This window comes from Aquamicrobium sp. YD-1-mutant5 (genome assembly GCF_059509755.1).
The window spans coordinates 25,633-42,825 of sequence record NZ_JCAKKP010000015.1 but is presented as its reverse complement, the minus strand read 5'-3'; the positions used below and the strand labels follow the sequence as shown (position 1 = coordinate 42,825).

General features: G+C 65.3%; 11 protein-coding genes. 6 read left to right on the top strand and 5 right to left on the bottom strand.

Translation table 11 applies throughout. From position 1 onward, the window contains the following. Positions 1-117: 117 nt before the first annotated feature. From AC5XE7_RS17090 to trxA, 6 genes are all read left to right on the top strand, one after another. On the top strand, positions 118-2,670 hold the full coding sequence (locus AC5XE7_RS17090) for a sensor histidine kinase (protein ID WP_495366964.1): 2,553 nt from the start codon (positions 118-120) through the stop codon (positions 2,668-2,670). 8 nt (positions 2,671-2,678) lie between these two features. Then, complete coding sequence (tsaE, locus tag AC5XE7_RS17085; RefSeq protein WP_495366963.1) at positions 2,679-4,190, top strand: tRNA (adenosine(37)-N6)-threonylcarbamoyltransferase complex ATPase subunit type 1 TsaE; 1,512 nt, start codon at positions 2,679-2,681, stop codon at positions 4,188-4,190. Between the two features lie 17 nt (positions 4,191-4,207). Continuing rightward, complete coding sequence (locus AC5XE7_RS17080; RefSeq protein WP_495366962.1) at positions 4,208-4,912, top strand: nucleotidyltransferase family protein; 705 nt, start codon at positions 4,208-4,210, stop codon at positions 4,910-4,912. After that, positions 4,909-8,034 carry a double-strand break repair protein AddB gene (addB, locus tag AC5XE7_RS17075; protein WP_495366961.1) on the top strand — a complete coding sequence of 1,042 codons (3,126 nt, stop codon included), beginning with the start codon at positions 4,909-4,911 and terminating at the stop codon, positions 8,032-8,034. Before AC5XE7_RS17080 ends, addB begins: the two co-directional genes overlap by 4 nt. Continuing rightward, complete coding sequence (addA, locus tag AC5XE7_RS17070) at positions 8,031-11,549, top strand: double-strand break repair helicase AddA (protein WP_495366960.1); 3,519 nt, start codon at positions 8,031-8,033, stop codon at positions 11,547-11,549. Before addB ends, addA begins: the two co-directional genes overlap by 4 nt. A gap of 106 nt (positions 11,550-11,655) precedes the next feature. After that, positions 11,656-11,979 (top strand): thioredoxin, encoded by a 324-nt coding sequence (gene trxA, locus AC5XE7_RS17065; protein WP_183827196.1) that lies wholly within the window; start codon positions 11,656-11,658, stop codon positions 11,977-11,979. A 94-nt stretch (positions 11,980-12,073) separates the two neighbouring features. On the opposite strand, the gene AC5XE7_RS17060 is transcribed toward trxA, so the two are convergent. The 5 genes from AC5XE7_RS17060 to AC5XE7_RS17040 are packed head-to-tail and all read right to left on the bottom strand — an operon-like array spanning position 12,074 to position 17,138. Then, complete coding sequence (locus tag AC5XE7_RS17060) at positions 12,074-13,405, bottom strand: bifunctional folylpolyglutamate synthase/dihydrofolate synthase (RefSeq protein WP_495366959.1); 1,332 nt, start codon at positions 13,403-13,405, stop codon at positions 12,074-12,076. A 9-nt stretch (positions 13,406-13,414) separates the two neighbouring features. After that, the gene (gene accD / locus AC5XE7_RS17055; RefSeq protein WP_495366958.1) at positions 13,415-14,338 is read right to left on the bottom strand and encodes an acetyl-CoA carboxylase, carboxyltransferase subunit beta; all 924 of its coding nucleotides are present in this window, start codon (positions 14,336-14,338) and stop codon (positions 13,415-13,417) included. Positions 14,339-14,383: 45 nt separating this feature from the next. Beyond that, the gene (gene trpA, locus AC5XE7_RS17050) at positions 14,384-15,226 is read right to left on the bottom strand and encodes a tryptophan synthase subunit alpha (protein ID WP_495366957.1); all 843 of its coding nucleotides are present in this window, start codon (positions 15,224-15,226) and stop codon (positions 14,384-14,386) included. 1 nt (position 15,227) lies between these two features. Continuing rightward, positions 15,228-16,448, bottom strand: coding sequence for a tryptophan synthase subunit beta (gene trpB / locus AC5XE7_RS17045; protein ID WP_239800488.1), 1,221 nt, complete (start codon positions 16,446-16,448; stop codon positions 15,228-15,230). Positions 16,449-16,478: 30 nt separating this feature from the next. Then, on the bottom strand, positions 16,479-17,138 hold the full coding sequence (locus AC5XE7_RS17040; protein ID WP_495366956.1) for a phosphoribosylanthranilate isomerase: 660 nt from the start codon (positions 17,136-17,138) through the stop codon (positions 16,479-16,481). Between the last annotated feature and the right edge of the window lie 55 nt (positions 17,139-17,193).

Sequence of the window (17,193 nt, the reverse complement as noted above, 5' to 3'; positions counted from 1 at the left end):
CAGATTCGGCGAGGCGGTATTGTGGGGTGATTCGCGACGCTTCAGCCGGACATGGGTTCGGAGCCGGGGTTTGCCGGCTGGGCGTCCTTTACAAAGGGCGGCGGAGAGGACCACGACATGCCGGGGGAAAACCCGCTTCATGCGGGAAAGGCCGTTGCCGGCGGCCACGACGATTTCCGCGACGGGAAACGCCCGTCATTTCGTTGGCGGCTGCGCGCCGGGTTCATGCCCTGCCGTCTCCTTGCCTCCTCGGCGCTTGTCCTTCCCCTGACGTCACTGAGCGCCGGCGCACAGACCGCGACGCGCGCGGCCATGCCCATAGGCACGTCCGACGTGATCCAGCTTGCGCTGTCGGTCGGCGTGATGGGCGCTGCACTTATTTCCGCGATCGTGCTGATCCGCGAGCGCCAGCGCACCGCAGCGGAGAACGCGAAGCTTCGCGCCCGCATCGCCGATGTCAACGCAGCCCTGCAGCGCTCGGACGCCATCCTCAATCTGCGCGACCAGCGCGTCATCGTGTGGTCCGGCGACAACCAGAAGCCCGAACTGGTCGGCTCGCTTCCGCTGGAGGCCGGCGCCCCAGAGGACCGCGCGCCTTTTCTGGCTTTCGGACGCTGGCTGGCGCCGCGTTCCGCCGCAGCGCTCGAACGCGGCATCGCGAGCCTGCGCGAAAAAGGCACGCCTTTCGACGTCGTCGCTGAAACCCATGGGGGCGCGACCCTCGAAATTCAGGGCCGCAAGGGGCCATCGCACACGCTGGTGCGGTTCCTCTCCCTTTCGGACATCCAGCGCGCCCATGCACGGCTGAAGCTGGAAAACGAGCGGCTTGTCGGCGACCACGAAACGCTCATCAGCCTGCTCAATGCACTCGAAATGCCGGTATGGCTGCGTGATGAAAACGGCCGGCTGAAATGGATCAACCGCGCTTATGCCGCCGCCGTTGAGGCATCGGCGGATGAAGATGCGATCCGTGAAGGCCGCGAATTGCTGGGCGACGGCGCCCGCGCGGCGATTGCCGATCAGCACCGCACGCATCCGGTTTTCGCGCAAACCATGTCTACCGTCATTCAGGGCGACCGGCGCCAGTTCGCGGTGACGGACTACAGCGGCGCAAAGGGCTCTGCGGGCATTGCCTGCGACGTGAGCGCGGTGGAAACGATGCGCGAGGAATTCGAGCGCACCGTGCGCAACCATTCCGACACGCTCGATCATCTCAACACCGCTGTCGCGATCTTCGACGCCGAACAGAAACTGCGCTTCTTCAATCAGGCTTTCCAGAAGCTGTGGTCGCTCGATATTCCGTTCCTCAACAGTGCGCCCGACAATGCGCTGCTGCTCGACCGGCTGCGCAGCGAAGGCAAGATCGCCGAGCAGCCCGAATGGCGGCGCTGGAAAGAAAACCTGCTCGGCGCCTATCGGGCGGTCGAAACGCAGGAGCACTGGTGGCACCTGCCGGACGGCAAGACCATTCGCGTCGTCGCCAACCCGCAGCCCAAGGGCGGCGTGACCTGGCTGTTCGAGAATCTGACCGAGAAGATCGACCTCGAAAGCCGTTACCAGACCGCGGTGCGCGTGCAGGGCGAGACGCTCGACAATCTGGCCGAAGGCGTTGCCGTGTTCGGCCCTGACGGGCGCCTGCGCCTTTCCAACCCGGCTTTTGCCGCGCTGTGGGGACTTGAGCAAACCCTCGTCGCGCCGAATGTCCATGTCGCTTCGGTCCGCGCGGTTTGCGACAGTCGGGCGAAGGACAGCCCATGGGGCGGTTTCGTTGCAGCCATCACCGGCTTCGACGAAGAGCGCACCAACTGGCATGGTCTGGTGGAACTGAACGCGGGCAGCGTGTTGCGCTACGCCGTTATCCATCTGCCCAACGGACAGGTGATGACCACCTTCGTGGACGTGACCGACAGCGTCAATGTCGAACGGGCGCTGAAGGAAAAGAACGAAGCCCTGCTGAAGTCCGACCAGATCAAGAACGAGTTCGTGCAGCACGTTTCCTATGAGCTCCGCTCGCCGCTCACCAACATCATCGGCTTCACCGAACTTTTGTCGCTGCCGGCCACCGGGCCGTTGTCGCCGCGCCAGCGCGAATATCTGGAGCATATCGGCTCGTCGTCGTCGGTGCTGCTCACCATCGTCAACGATATCCTCGACCTTGCCACCGTCGACGCCGGCATCATGCAGCTCGACATCACCGAGGTCGACGTCAACAACGCCATTACGGCCGCCGCAGAACTGGTTTCCGAACGGCTGCAGGAACACGCTATCAGGCTCTCGGTCGATGCCGCCGCCGCGCCGCAGACGCTCAAGGGCGACGAGGTGCGGGTGCGGCAGATCCTCTACAATCTGCTCACCAATGCCGCCAACTATGCGCCCGAGGGCAGCACTGTGCGCCTGACCTGCCGGCAATTGCCGGACGGCGTCGAATTCTCCGTGCATGATGACGGGCCGGGCATGCCGCCCGACGTGCTGGATCTCGTGTTCCACCGCTTCGAATCGCGCGTCAATGGCGGCCGCAGGCGCGGCGCAGGCCTTGGCCTTTCCATCGTCAAAAGCTTTGTCGAACTGCATGGCGGCGAAGTGCGCATCGAGACAGGCTCCGGACAGGGAACCACGGTCGTGTGCATTTTCCCGGCTACGCCGGCAGATATGCGCAACGCGGCGGAGTAGCTCCCGACATGGAAGCCTCCCCTATCGAGGTGGCGCTTGGCGATGAGGCGGCGACACAACGGCTCGGCGAGGACCTCGCCATGGCCGTGTGGCCGGGCGACGTTCTGGCCCTGCATGGCGATCTCGGCGCCGGAAAATCCACGCTGGCGCGGGCACTGATCCGCACCCTTGCCGACGATCCCACCCTCGAAGTGCCGAGCCCCACCTTCACGCTGGTGCAGAGTTACGAGACGCGCTTTCCCATCCACCATTTCGATCTCTATCGGCTCGGCCATGAGGACGAGCTGGACGAGCTCGGTTTCGAGGACGCCTTTGCCAATGGCGTGGCTCTGGTGGAGTGGCCCGAACGCGCCGGCAGCCGCCTGCCGCAGAGCGCGTTGACGGTCGAGCTCATCCACGAGGGGGAAGGCCGCCGCGCCCGCATCTCCGGAACTGGCGAGGGGATGGCGCGCATCGGGCGCTCGCTCGCCATGCGCGCCTTCCTGACAGGCGCCGGCTGGGGCAGCGCCCAGCGCCGCCATCTCACCGGCGATGCCTCGGCACGCTCCTACGAGACGGTGCGCCTTGCAGGCGAAGCGGATCGCATTCTGATGAACTCGCCGCCGCTGGTGATGGGTCCGCCGGTGCGCGACGGCAAGCCCTATGCCGAGATCGCCCATACCTCCAAGACCGTTTCCGCCTTCGTCGCCATCGACAAGGTCCTGCGTGAAGCCGGCATCTGCGCCCCGGAAATCCACGCGCAGGATCTCGACAACGGCTTCCTGCTCATCGAGCATCTGGGCAGCACGGGCGTGCTGGATGACGCGCGCAATCCGATCGAGGAGCGCTATGTCGTCGCCGCCGAACTGCTGGCCGACATGCATGGCCGTCCATGGTCCGCCCATATCGAAATCGCGCCCGGCATTGTCTACGAAGTGCCGCCCTTCGACCGCGACGCGATGCTGATCGAGGCCGATCTTCTGGTCGACTGGTACGTTCCGGCGGTGAGCGGCAAGCCGGCGGACGATGCGCTGCGCGCCCGCTACCGGCAGCAATGGAACGCCGCGCTGGACCGCATCGAAGGTTTCGAGCCCACGCTGATGCAGCGCGATTATCATTCGCCAAACCTGATCTGGCGAGCGGAGCGCAGCGGCCACGACCGGCTGGGCATCATCGATTTTCAGGATGCGCTTGTAGGCCCTACAGCCTATGATCTCGCTTCCCTCGCCATGGATGCCCGCGCCACCGTGCCGCGCGACGTCGAACAGGCGACGGTGAATGCCTATCTTGCCCGCCGCCGCGCGGCCGGGCCTTTCGACGAGGCTGCCTTTCTGGAAGCCTATGCGCTGATGGCAGCGCAGCGGAACTCGAAAATCCTCGGCATCTTCGTGCGCCTGCATCGTCGTGACGGCAAACCCGGCTATCTGAAGCACCTTCCGCGCATTCGCGACTATCTGCGCCGCGCGCTCGCCCACCCGGCGCTTGCCCCGATGCACGCCTTCTACGAGGAACAGGGTTTTCTTGAGGAGCGGGAGCTTTGAAAGGCCCGAAGACAGCAATGGTGCTCGCCGCCGGGCTCGGCACGCGCATGCGCCCGATCACCGACACGCTGCCGAAGCCGCTGGTGGAGATCGCCGGCCGCACCCTGCTCGATCGCGGGCTGGACGCGCTGGCCGGGGCAGGCGTGGAAAAGGCCGTAGTCAATGTCCATCATCTGGGTGCCATGATCGCCGCCCATGTCGCCGGATACACAAAACCCCGCATCATCATTTCCGACGAGAGCGACAGGCTGCTCGACAGCGCCGGCGGCATCGTCCGGGCGCTGCCGGAACTGGGGCCGGATCCGTTCTACATTCTCAATGCCGACACTTTCTGGATCGAGCGCGGCACGCCGGAGCTTGAGCGTCTGGCCGCGACGTGGGACGATGCGCGCATGGACATATTGCTCATGCTCGCCAATCCGGCGGATTCCACCGGCCACAGCGATTCCACCGATTTCCTGCTTGCCGACGACGGCCGGCTGGCGCGCGGGCGCAATCACCCCGAGGGGCTGATCTATGGCGGTGCGGGCATCGTTCATCCGCGCATCTTCGCCGGCGCGAGTGCCGAACCGCATTCGCTCAACCTCTATTTCGACCGCGCCATTGCCGCAGGCCGCCTGTTCGGCCTGGCCATGAACGGCCACTGGATCACTGTCGGCACGCCGGATGCCATCGCCCCGGCAGAGGAAGCGCTGCGGCAAGTTCCGGCCGGGGTGGCATGAGCAGCGCGCCGCGCGTTCTTTCGATCCCATCCGGAGCGCCGTTCCTGCCGACACTGGCCTCGGCGCTGCTGTCGGGCGAACTGGTTCCGGGTTTCCGCTTCGACGGCGATCCGCTGGCGCTGGCCGACGTCACCATCTATGTGCCGACGCGGCGCGCCGCGCGTGCGCTGCGCACCGAGTTCATGGAACTGATGGGCGGCCGCGCCGCCATCCTGCCGACCGTGCGGCCGCTTGGCGAATTCGACGAGGACGAGGCGCTGTTCGAAACGGATGCGCCCGAAAATTCCGCGGCACTCGACCTTGCCCCGCCCATCGCCTCGACCGAACGCCTGCTGCTTTTGGCAGTTCTGGTGCGGGCGTGGAAACAGCGGCTGCCGGCCGAGGTCGCGGCCCGCTTCGCGGAGGAGATCATGGTGCCGGCCTCCGCCGCCGACGCAATCTGGCTGGCGCGCGATCTGGCCGAACTGATGGACGAGGTGGAAACGGAGGGCTCCGACTGGGCAAAGCTCGCCGGTCTCGTCACCGGCAATCTCGCCGGCTGGTGGCAGGTGACGCTGGATTTCCTCGGCATCGCCAGCCAGCACTGGCCGGTGATCCTCGCCGAGCGCGATCGCTCCAATCCGGCGGCACATCGCAGCGCGCTGATCCGCTTCGAGACGGAACGCCTTCAGCGCAAACCACCCCAAGGTCCCGTGATCGCCGCCGGTTCGACCGGATCGATCCCCGCCACGGCTGAACTGCTGAAGACAATCGCTCACCTGCCGAACGGCGCGGTGGTTCTGCCGGGGCTCGATGCAACCCTCGATGCGCCCTCACTCGCCGCCATCTCGGCGCCGGACGCGCGCCCCGCGCTGCTCGGCCATCCGCAATACGGCCTGATCAAACTGGCAAACAAGATCGGTGTCGCCCGCGACGAGATCGCACCGCTCGGAACGCCTTCCTCCGCGCTTGACCTGCGCAACGCAATCGTCAGTGAAGCCCTGCGCCCCGCCGATACGACCGAATTGTGGCCGCAGATGCGGGCACGCTTCGGCGATGCCGACATGACGGGCGCCCTTGAAGACGTGACCGTGCTGGAAGCGCCGAACGAGCGCGACGAGGCAACTGCCATCGCGGTGGCGCTGCGCCATGCCGTGAGCGCACCCGGCAAACGTGCGGCGTTGGTGACGGGCGACCGGGCGCTTGCCCGCCGCGTCTCGGCCGAACTGCTGCGCTTTGGCATCACGGCTGACGATTCCGGCGGCACGCCGCTCGCCAATACGCCACCTGCCGCGCTGCTGCGCCTTGCAGCGCAAGCCGCGTTCCGCCCCGGCGATCCGCTGCCTTTGCTGGCGCTGGTGAAGCACCCGCTGCTGTCGCTTGGAATGGAGCGCACGCCGGTGCGCCATGCAGCCGAGCTGATCGAGCTGGCCGCGCTGCGCGGCGGCACCGGACGTCCCGACATCGCCGCCCTGCCCGACCTGTTCAAGCGTCGGCTGGCCGACCCCGCCGAGGGCGGTCGCGAGCCGTTCTGGTTCGCGCGCTTTCCGGCGCGGCGCATCGAGGAAGCGATTGGCGTTGCCCGCAAGCTCGTTGAGGCGCTCACACCCCTGCTCGAACTGCGCGACCGCACCGACCTCGGCGTTCCCGATTTCGCGCAGGCAAGCACACAGGCGCTGGAAGCGCTGGGCCGTCAGGCCGACGGCAGCGTCACAGCCCTCTATGCCGGGGATGCGGGCCACAAGCTGGCGCAGGTGCTGCGCGATCTGGTGGCCGCTCAATCGCCCTTCGGCTTCGGTGCCGACGAATGGCCGGATGTGCTCGACGCCCTGCTCGCGCCCGAGACTGTGAAGCCGCGACAGGGCACTGATCGGGCCATCGCCATCTGGGGCGCGCTGGAGGCGCGGCTCCAGCATGTCGACACACTTGTCGTCGGCGGGCTCAACGAAGGGGTGTGGCCGCGCAAGCCGGAGAACGACCGCTTCATGTCGCGGCTGATGAAGGGCGGGCTCGATCTCGAACCGCCGGAGCGGCGCATAGGCCTTGCAGCCCATGATTTCCAGATGGCGATGGGCACGCAGAAGGTGGTGCTGGCGCGCGCGCTGCGCTCCGGCGATGCGCCGGCCGTGCCCTCGCGCTGGCTGCAACGCCTGCTCACCTTCACCGGCAGGGACCATGCCGCCGTCATGCGCCGGCGCGGCGAGCAGCTGCTTTCATGGGCACGCAGGCTGGACGAAGCGCCGCGCATCGACTTCGCACCGCGCCCCTGCCCCACACCGCCCGTCGCTATGCGCCCGAAGCATTTTTCCGTGACGGAAATCGAGACGCTGCGGCGCGATCCCTATGCTATCTATGCCCGCCGTCTTCTCGGCCTCTACGCGCTCGATCCGGTGATCCGCGATCCGGGCGCTGCCGAGCGCGGCACGCTGTTTCATGACATATTGCATCGCTTCTCCATGCAGGCCGATCCCTCTGCCCCGGACGCGCTGGAAAAGCTTTTGCAGGCGGGCCGCGATTGTTTCGCCGATGCTGAACTGCCGGAAGATGTCGAGGCTGTGTGGTGGCCGCGTTTCGAGACGCTGGCCGCCAACATCATCGCGTGGGAGCGGAGTCGCTTCGACGTGCAGTCACGCCATGCCGAGGCGCGCGCTGAAAAAACGGCCATCGGAGCCACCGGCGTGACGCTGTCCGGCTATGCCGACCGGGTCGACCTGCTCACCGGCAACATGGCCGACATTCTCGACTACAAGACCGGCTCATCGCCTTCCAAGGTGCAGGCGCACACGCTGCTCGCTCCACAGCTCGCGCTGGAAGCCGCGCTGCTCAGGCGCGGTTCGTTCCGCGATCTGGGCAGCCGTGAACCGGCGGACCTTGCCTTCATCCGCCTGCGCGCCAGTGGCGAGGTGGAACAGGAGTCCATCCTCAGGCACGGCAAGGCGATCCGCTCCGGCACCGAGCTTGGCGAGGATGCGTGGGCGCGGCTGGAAAAGCTGCTCTATTATTACGCCAACCCGGCCACCGGCTATCTGTCGCGCGCGCTGCCCTTCCGCGAGGGCGAGACGGATGGCGATTACGATCATCTGGCGCGCGTGCTGGAATGGTCTGCCGGCGGCGACGGGGCGGGCGAAGGGGGAGAGGAATGAAATATCCGATCCCCACCGATACCGCGCTCGCACAGGCGCGCGCTTCCGACCCCGCCAATTCGGCATGGGTGTCGGCCAATGCCGGCTCGGGAAAGACGCATGTGCTGGCCCAGCGCGTCATCCGGCTTCTGCTGCGCGGCACGGAGCCGTCGAAGATCCTGTGCCTGACCTATACGCGCGCGGCGGCGGCCAACATGTCGAACCGTGTCTTTTCCACGCTGTCGGAATGGACAGCGCTCGACGAGACCGAGCTTGCGAAACGCATCGAGGCCATGGACGGGCGGCATCCGGATGCGACAACCCTGCAACGGGCGCGCCGCCTGTTTGCCGAGGCGCTGGAGACGCCGGGCGGGCTGAAGATCCAGACCATCCACGCCTTCTGCGAGGCAGTGCTGCACCAGTTTCCGCTGGAGGCGAACATCGTCGCCCATTTCCAGATGGTCGACACCCAGATGGAGCAGGCGCTGGTCGCCGCCGCGCGGCGGGACATGATCGCCGGCGCGGTCGGCGGTGCGGCCACGGACCTCACGGAAGCCTTCGCCACCGTGCTTGCGCGCGGCGGCGAGACCGGGCTCGACTCCCTGCTTTCCGAGATCGTGGGCAAGCGCGAGGCGCTGCGCGAATTTCTCGGCAGGATCGGCGGTACTGCGGCCGGCTTCGCGCCGCTGTTCGCGGAATTCGGCTTCAGCGCCGATGACAATGAGGCCGCTATTGCCGCATCAGTCTGGCCTCTGCCCGGTTTCGAGCCTGCCTATATGGCGACACTCGACGAACTTTCGCTGCAACTGGGAGCCAACCGCGCACGCGGTTCCCTTGTGGATGATGCGCTGATCGCCTTCGCCGAGCCCGACCCGATGCTGCGCCTTGCGGGTTTGCAGAAATCCTTCCTCAGCGGCAAGGGCGATGCCTACAAGCCGGACTGGCTGTTTTCAAAGGCGCTGCTCGGCGCGATGCCCGATCTGGCGGAACGCTATCTGGCCGCCACCGAAGCGATCATTTCCGCCTGCGACCGGCTGGCGCTCTACCGCATGGTGAAGGGCACCACCTCCGCGCTCACGATCGCCGACTGGCTGATCCGCCGCTACGAGGAGCTGAAGCGGGCGCGCGGCCTGCTCGACTTCAATGACCTGATCACCCGCACCGTCAACTTGCTGAAGCGCCCGGAAGCCGGTGCATGGGTGCAGTACAAGCTCGATCAGGGCATCGACCACATTTTGCTCGATGAGGCACAGGACACTAGTCCCGAACAATGGGACGTGGTGAAGAAGCTGGCCGAGGAATTCTTCTCCGGAGAGAGCGCCCGCGACAACACCTTGCGCACCGTATTCGCCGTGGGTGACGAAAAGCAATCGATCTACTCCTTTCAGGGCGCAGCACCGGATTCTTTCGCCGAAAGCAAGGTCGAATTCGCAGGCCGCGTGCGGGATGCGGGGCGCGAATTCGCCGATCTCAAACTCACCTTTTCCTTCCGCTCCAGCGAGGACGTGCTGCGCGCGGTGGACCGTGTTTTCGCCGACGACGAGGTGCGGCGCGGCATCAGCCACGATCCCGAACCGCTCGACCACAAGGCGATCCGCAACGATGCACCGGGTTATGTGGAGGTGTGGCCGACGCTGGGTGCCGATCAGGTCGAGGAGCCGGACGACTGGACGCTGCCGGTCAACCACGCCAGCGCGCCCGCCGTGCGCGTGGCCGAACATGTCGCCGCCACCATCAAGGGCTGGCTGGACAAGGGCGAAATCCTTGAAGGCAAGGGCCGCCCCCTGCGCGCCGGCGACGTGCTGGTGCTGGTGCGCAAACGCGACCGCTTCATCCACGCCCTGTCGAAGAGCCTGAAGGAAAAGGGCGTGCCGGTGGCCGGCGCGGATCGCCTCAGCCTGCCCGGCCACATCGCCGTGAAGGATCTGGCAGCACTCGGCCGCTTCCTCGTCCAGCCGCAGGACGACCTGTCGCTCGCCGCCGTGCTGCGCTCGCCGATCTTCGACCTGCCCGAGCAGCGCCTGTTCGATCTCGCGGCGGGGCGGGAGCGCAGCGTCTCGCTGATCCAGTCGCTGCGCCGTCTGGCAGAGACGGACAAGTTGCTTGCCACAATCGCCGAAACTCTTGATCGCTGGGCGAGCGAGGCCGCCTTCAAGCCGGTCTTCGAGTTCTATGCCGGCATTCTGGCGCGCGACGGGGTACGCCGCAACATGATCGCCCGCCTCGGCCCCGAAGCCGGCGACATACTGGACGAGTTCCTGAACTTCTGCCTCGCGGAAGAGCGCACCGGCCTGCCCGGTCTCGATTCCTTCCTCTCCACGCTGGAGAATGCGGGGCCCGAAGTGAAGCGGGAAATGGACCAGAGCCGCGACGAGGTGCGCATCATGACGGTGCATGCTTCCAAGGGCCTCGAAGCGCCGGTGGTTTTCCTCATCGACGGCGGCGCGCGCGCCTTCAGCGACCAGCATCTGCCGCGCCTGATGCCGTTCGAAAGCTCCGGCCGGCACTGGCGCGGCCGCGGCTATCTGTGGCGCTCCGATGCGGAAGTTGCCAACGCCGTCTCGCGTGGCGCTGCGGAGAAGGCGAAGCAACTGGCCGACGACGAATATCGCCGCCTGCTCTACGTCGCCATGACGCGCGCCGAGGACCGGCTGATCGTTGCCGGCTATCACGGCAAGCGCGAGCCGGGAGACGGAACCTGGCACCGGATCGTGTCCCGCGCGCTGGCAACAGCGCCGGAAACGCGCGAACTGGCGCATCCCGTCACCGGCGACCCCGTGCATCGCTTCCACGCCACCGGCCTGCCGCCACGGTCTTCCGCACAAGCCGGCACTGAAACCGCAGGAACCAGCTTCACGCCCCTGCCCGCCACACTGTTTGACAGGCTGGACGACGATGAGGAATTGCCGCGCCCGCTTTCGCCATCAGGTGCTTCGGCGCTGATCGGAGAGGACGGGATCGAGCCGCTTCCCGATCCGCGCTCACCGGTGCTGGAAGCGGGTAATGAGCCTTCGCTGGCCATCGCGCGTGGCCTTGCCACCCACAAGCTGTTGCAGATGCTGCCCGGCATTGCTGACGACGAGCGGGAGGACGCAGGCCGGCGCTATCTGGCGCGCGCGGGCGCCGACTGGCCGCAATCCGAGCGCGAGCGCGTGCTTGGCGCGGTGCTCGGTGTGCTCGTCAATGCACGCTTTGCTCCCATCTTCTCCGAAAGCTCCCGCGCCGAGATCGCTCTCATGGGCAGCCTGAAGGTGAAGGGCAGGCAGCGCTCCGTATCGGGCAAGATCGACCGGCTGGCGGTGACGGACGAGCGGGTGCTGATCGTCGATTACAAGACCAACCGCCCGCCGCCGGCCACGCTGGCACAGGTGCCGGAGGCTTATGTTTTGCAGCTCGGCCTCTATCGGGAACTGCTGAAGCCGCTCTATCCGGAGCGGGAAATCGCCGCCGCGCTGCTGTTTACCGAAGCGCCACGCCTCATCGAACTGCCGGGGGACGCCATGGATGCCGCTCTTGCCCGACTCACTCTGGCGTGACACAAGACCTGCCTGAATTTGAACTTGCCTGAATTCTGGATCGGCTTGAATTTGGCTGGTTCCACCGCCACATAGTGTTGAGCTGAACAACCGAAAGGACTTTCGCATGGCAACCGTCAAGGTCGACAACGGCAACTTCCAGTCGGACGTGCTCGACGCCAAGGAACCCGTCGTGGTGGATTTCTGGGCTGAATGGTGTGGCCCGTGCAAGATGATCGGCCCCTCGCTGGAAGAGATTTCCAACGAGCTTGGCGGCAAGGTCAAGATCGCGAAGCTGAACATTGACGAGAACCCGGAGCTTGCCGCCCAGTTCGGCGTGCGCTCCATCCCGACCCTGATGATCTTCAAGGATGGCCAGGTTGCCGACACCAAGGTTGGCGCTGCGCCGAAGACCGCCCTGTCGCAGTGGATCAACGGCGCCGTCGCCTGATCCGAAGCGTATACCAGACAAAAGCCCGGCCATTGTGCCGGGCTTTTTTATGGCAGGCTGGATGGCCGATCAGCACCGGCCCGAAAAGGATGGTTCAGGTCGGCGGGGTTCCGTTTTCAGCCAGAACGGCACCGACCAGATACAGCGAACCGCCGATGAGGACGCGCGGCGGCACATCTGTCTCCTGCCAGTTGTCACGCAGCAGCATCAGCGCATTCGCCACCGAGCTGACCGGCTCGGCCGACAGGCCTGCCGCACTGGCGCGCACGGCCAGCTCGTCATTGCCCACGCTGGCATCGCTGAAATCCACCGGCACGGTGTAGACATGCTTCACCAGACCGTTGAACGCGTGGAAATAACCGCTCTGATCCTTGGTGTTGATCATGCCGGCGATCATGAACAGCGGCCGCGGGTCCTTCTGCTCAAGCTCCGCCAGAGCTTCTGAAATGACGATGCCGGCGCCGGGATTGTGACCGCCATCCACCCAGATTTCGGCTCCGGCAGGCGCCAGTTCCATCAGCTTGCCATGCGGCAGCTTCTGCATCCGGCCCGGCCACGAGGCCGTCGTCATGGCGCGGTCGATGGCGTTTTCGCGCGGATCGAAACCGGCGGCCTTGACCGCCGCAATGGCAGCCGATGCGTTGGCGAGCTGGTGGCGGCCGGTCATGCGCGGCAGGGAAAGGTCCATCAGGCCATCCTGATCCTGATAGACCATGCGGCCATGTTCCGCGAAGGCAAAAAAGTCCTGACCGTAGACATGCGTCGGACAGCCGAGACGCGCGGCGGTGTCGGCAAGCACCTCAAGGGCGGCCTCATGCGGCTGGGAGCCGATCACCACCGGGCAGCCCTGCTTGATGATACCGGCCTTTTCGACAGCGATCAGTTCGACCCGGTCGCCGAGATAGGCTTCATGATCCATGGAAACCGGCATGATCACCGAAGCGGCAGGCCGTGCAATGACGTTGGTGGCGTCGAAACGCCCGCCAAGGCCGACCTCCATGACCACCACGTCGGCAGGATGCTCGGAAAACAGCAGGAACCCGACCGCCGACAGAATCTCAAACACGGTGATCTGCTGTCCGTCATTGGCCTTCGCCACGCGCGCTATTGCCTCGGCCAGCGTTGCGTCATCGACCAGCCGGCTCCCGCCGTCGGCGGCGATACGATAGCGTTCGTGCCAGTTGACGAGGTGCGGCGAGGTGTGGGTGTGAACCAGCAGGCCCTGCGCTTCGAGAATGGCGCGGGTGAATGCGGCGCAGGAACCCTTGCCATTGGTGCCGGCGATATGGATCGCTGGCGGCATGTGATCCTGCGGATTGCCCAGTTTGTCGAGCAGCCGTGACACCCGATCCAGCGAAAGGTCGAAACCTTTCGGATGCAGCGTCATCAGATGTTCGATCTCGCGCTCGGCGGAAAGCGTGTTCATGCCGCGCGATCAGGCTTGCGGCCGCGCTTCCGGGGCAACCGGAACGGGCGGTAGCATGTCCGCAATCTGCTCCTGTTGCGTTTCCGGCTTCCTGAGCAGCAGCTTGAGCAGGTTGGCGACCGTCCTCTTCATCTCCAGACGCGACACCACCATGTCCACCATGCCGTGCTCCATCAGATATTCGGCACGCTGGAAGCCTTCAGGCAGCTTTTCGCGGATCGTCTGCTCGATGACGCGCGGTCCGGCAAAGCCGATCAGAGCGCCGGGCTCGGCAATGTGCACGTCGCCCAGCATGGCATAGGAAGCAGTGACGCCGCCCGTGGTCGGGTTGGTCAGCACCACGATATAGGGCAGACCGGCTTCCTTGAGGCGGTCGACGGCGACGGTGGTGCGGGCAAGCTGCATCAGCGACAGGATGCCTTCCTGCATGCGCGCACCGCCCGAGGCAGCGAAAAGCACCATCGGCTTGCGGCTCTGGCGTGCCGTGTCGAAAGCGTGAATGATGGCCTCACCGGCGGCAAGCCCGAGCGAACCGCCCATGAAGGCGAAATCCTGAACTGACGCGACGACCGGAAGGCCGTCGATCTGGCCGGTCGCGCTCAGGATGGCATCGTCCATGCCGGTCTTGGCCTTGGCGTCCTTCAGGCGGTCGACATAGCGCTTCTCGTCACGGAACTTCAGCGGATCCTGAACGACCTTGGGGTTTTCCAGGACCTCATAGCTGCCGCCATCGAAGAAGAACTTCAGCCGTTCCTTCGCGGCGATCTTCATGTGATAGCCGGAGGCCGGGATCACGAACTGGTTCTCTTCCAGATCCTTGTGGAAGACCATCTCGCCCGACTCCGGATCCTTGATCCAGAGGTTTTCGGGCATCTCGCGCCGTCCGAGCATCGAATTGATCTTCGGGCGGACGTAGTTGGTGATCCAGTTCATCGTTCGGCTCCTGACCGCGACTTGATTCTGTTTGGGTTAGGGCAACTATTCGGCAGCAGCAAGGCGGGCCTGACGCACGCCCTGTGCAAGACCGGAAACCAGCGTTGCAACCGCCTCGGCCGGATCGGCGGTGCGCTTGCCATCGGCGCCCAGAACATTGGCCACCGCATTGACGATGGCCGTACCGACCACGACGCCGTCAGCCGAGGCGCCGATGGTGCGGGCCTGCCCGGCCGTCTTGACGCCGAAGCCGACGCACACCGGCAGATCGGTATGCTGCTTGATACGCTTCACCGCCTCGGAAACCTTGCCGGTATCGGCCAACGCCGAACCGGTGATACCGGTCATCGACACGTAGTAGACGAAACCGGAGGTGTTTTGCAGAACCTTGGGCAGGCGCTTGTCATCGGTCGTCGGCGTAGCGAGGCGGATGAAGTTGACGCCCGCCTTCAACGCGGGAACGCACAGTTCCTCGTCCATTTCCGGCGGCAGATCGACCACGATCAAACCATCGATGCCGGAAGCCTTCGAATCGGCCAGGAAGCGGTCAACGCCGTAGATGTAGATGGGGTTGTAGTAGCCCATCAGAACGATCGGCGTCTCATTGTCATCCTTGCGGAAATCAGCGGCCATCTGCAGGGTGCGCGCCAGCGTCTGCCCGCCCTTCAGAGAACGCAGACCAGCTGCCTGAATGGCGGGACCATCGGCCATCGGATCGGAAAACGGCATGCCCAGTTCGATGATGTCGGCACCTGAGCGCGCCAGTGCCTTCATGATCGACAGAGAGGTGTCATAGTCGGGGTCGCCGCCCATGAAATAGGTGACGAGCGCCGGCCGGCCCTCTAACTTCAGTTTCGCCATGCGGCGGTCGATGCGGGTATCGGTCATCTCAGATCTCCATGCCCATCATCGAGGCCACGGTATGCACGTCCTTGTCGCCACGTCCGGACAGGTTGACGATGACGATCTGGTCCTTGTCCATCGACGGCGCGATCTTGACGGCGTGGGCAATGGCATGGGCCGATTCCAGCGCCGGGATAATGCCTTCGGTGCGGGTGCAGAGCTGGAACGCCTCCAGCGCCTCGTCATCGAGGATCGGCACATATTCGACCCGGCCGGTGTCGCGCAGCCAGCTGTGCTCGGGGCCGACGCCCGGATAGTCGAGACCGGCGGATACGGAGTGACCGTCGATGATCTGGCCGTCCTCGTTCTGGATCAGATAGGTGCGGTTGCCGTGCAGCACGCCGGGGCGCCCCGCATTCATCGACGCGCAATGCTCGACGCCGTCGAGGCCGCGACCGCCGGCTTCGATGCCGATAATGCGAACGTCCTTGTCATCGAGGAAAGGATGGAACAGGCCTATGGCGTTGGAGCCACCGCCGACGGCGGCGATGATCACATCGGGAAGGCGTCCTTCCTGTTCCAGCACCTGCGCGCGCGCTTCCGTGCCGATCACCGACTGGAAGTCGCGCACCAGTTCCGGATAGGGGTGCGGCCCGGCCGCGGTGCCGATCAGGTAATAGGTGTCCTCGACATTGGTGACCCAGTCGCGAAGGGCTTCGTTCATCGCATCCTTGAGCGTGCCGTGGCCGGATTCCACCGGCCGCACCTCCGCGCCCAGAAGCTTCATGCGGAACACGTTGGGGCTTTGGCGGGCGACGTCGGTGGCGCCCATATAGACGACGCATGGCAGGTTGAAGCGCGCCGCCACGGTGGCGGAAGCGACGCCATGCTGGCCGGCACCCGTCTCGGCGATGATGCGGGTCTTGCCCATGCGACGGGCGAGCAGGATCTGGCCAAGACAGTTGTTGATCTTGTGGGAACCCGTGTGGTTCAGGTCCTCACGCTTGAGATAGATTTTCGCGCCACCCAGATGCCGGGTCAGCCCCTCTGCAAAATAAAGCTTCGACGGACGCCCGGCATAGAAAGTGGAAAGCGCCTGAAGCTCGGCCCTGAATTCGGGATCGGTCCTGGCCTTGTTCCACTCCGCCTCCAGATCGAGGATCAGCGGCATAAGGGTTTCGGCCACGAAACGGCCCCCGAAAATGCCGAACATGCCCTGCTCGTCAGGGCCGGTGCGGAATGAATTTGGCGTGGCCGGCTTGTTCATCGCCGATCTCCTCGGGCAAAAGGCTGCGGTTCAGGCTGCACGGTCGTCGCGCGCGGCTGCAACCGCCTTGAAAAAAGCTTCGATGAGCGCCGTGTCCTTGACGCCGGGCTCACTTTCGACGCCTGACGATATGTCGATGCCGGGCGGATTAGCAAGCCGCAGGGCCTCTGCGATATTGGCAGCGTCGAGCCCGCCGGAAAGCATGTAATCGACACCAGCGTCAAGCCCGGCAAGGATGGTCCAGTCGAAGCGTACGCCGTTTCCGCCCGGAAGCTCGGAGCCCGGCGGCGGCTTTGCATCGAACAGGAAGCGGTCGGCGATGCCGCGATAAGGCCCGATCCGCGCCAGATCCGACGCATCATGAATGGCGAAGGCCTTCATCACCGGCAGCGCATAGCGCGCCTTGACCTGCGCCACACGTTCCGGCTTCTCCGAGCCGTGAAGCTGGAGCATGTCGGGTTGCATCGCATCGACAATGGCGTCCAGAAAAGCGTCATCGGCATCAACGGTGACCGCGACGGTCTTCGCCCTGCCGCGCGCCAGTGCGCGTAACCTGCCGGCTTCCTGCGGAGTCACGTTGCGGGGGCTTTTCGGGAAAAAAATAAAGCCGACATGGCTGGCGCTGCCGTCGATGGCCGATGCCAGCGCCGCCTCCGTCTTCAGCCCGCAAATCTTGATGTCCAGTGCCATGGCGGGGACTTGGCATGAAACGGGGCCCGAGTCGAGACAAAGCCACCGGCTACCG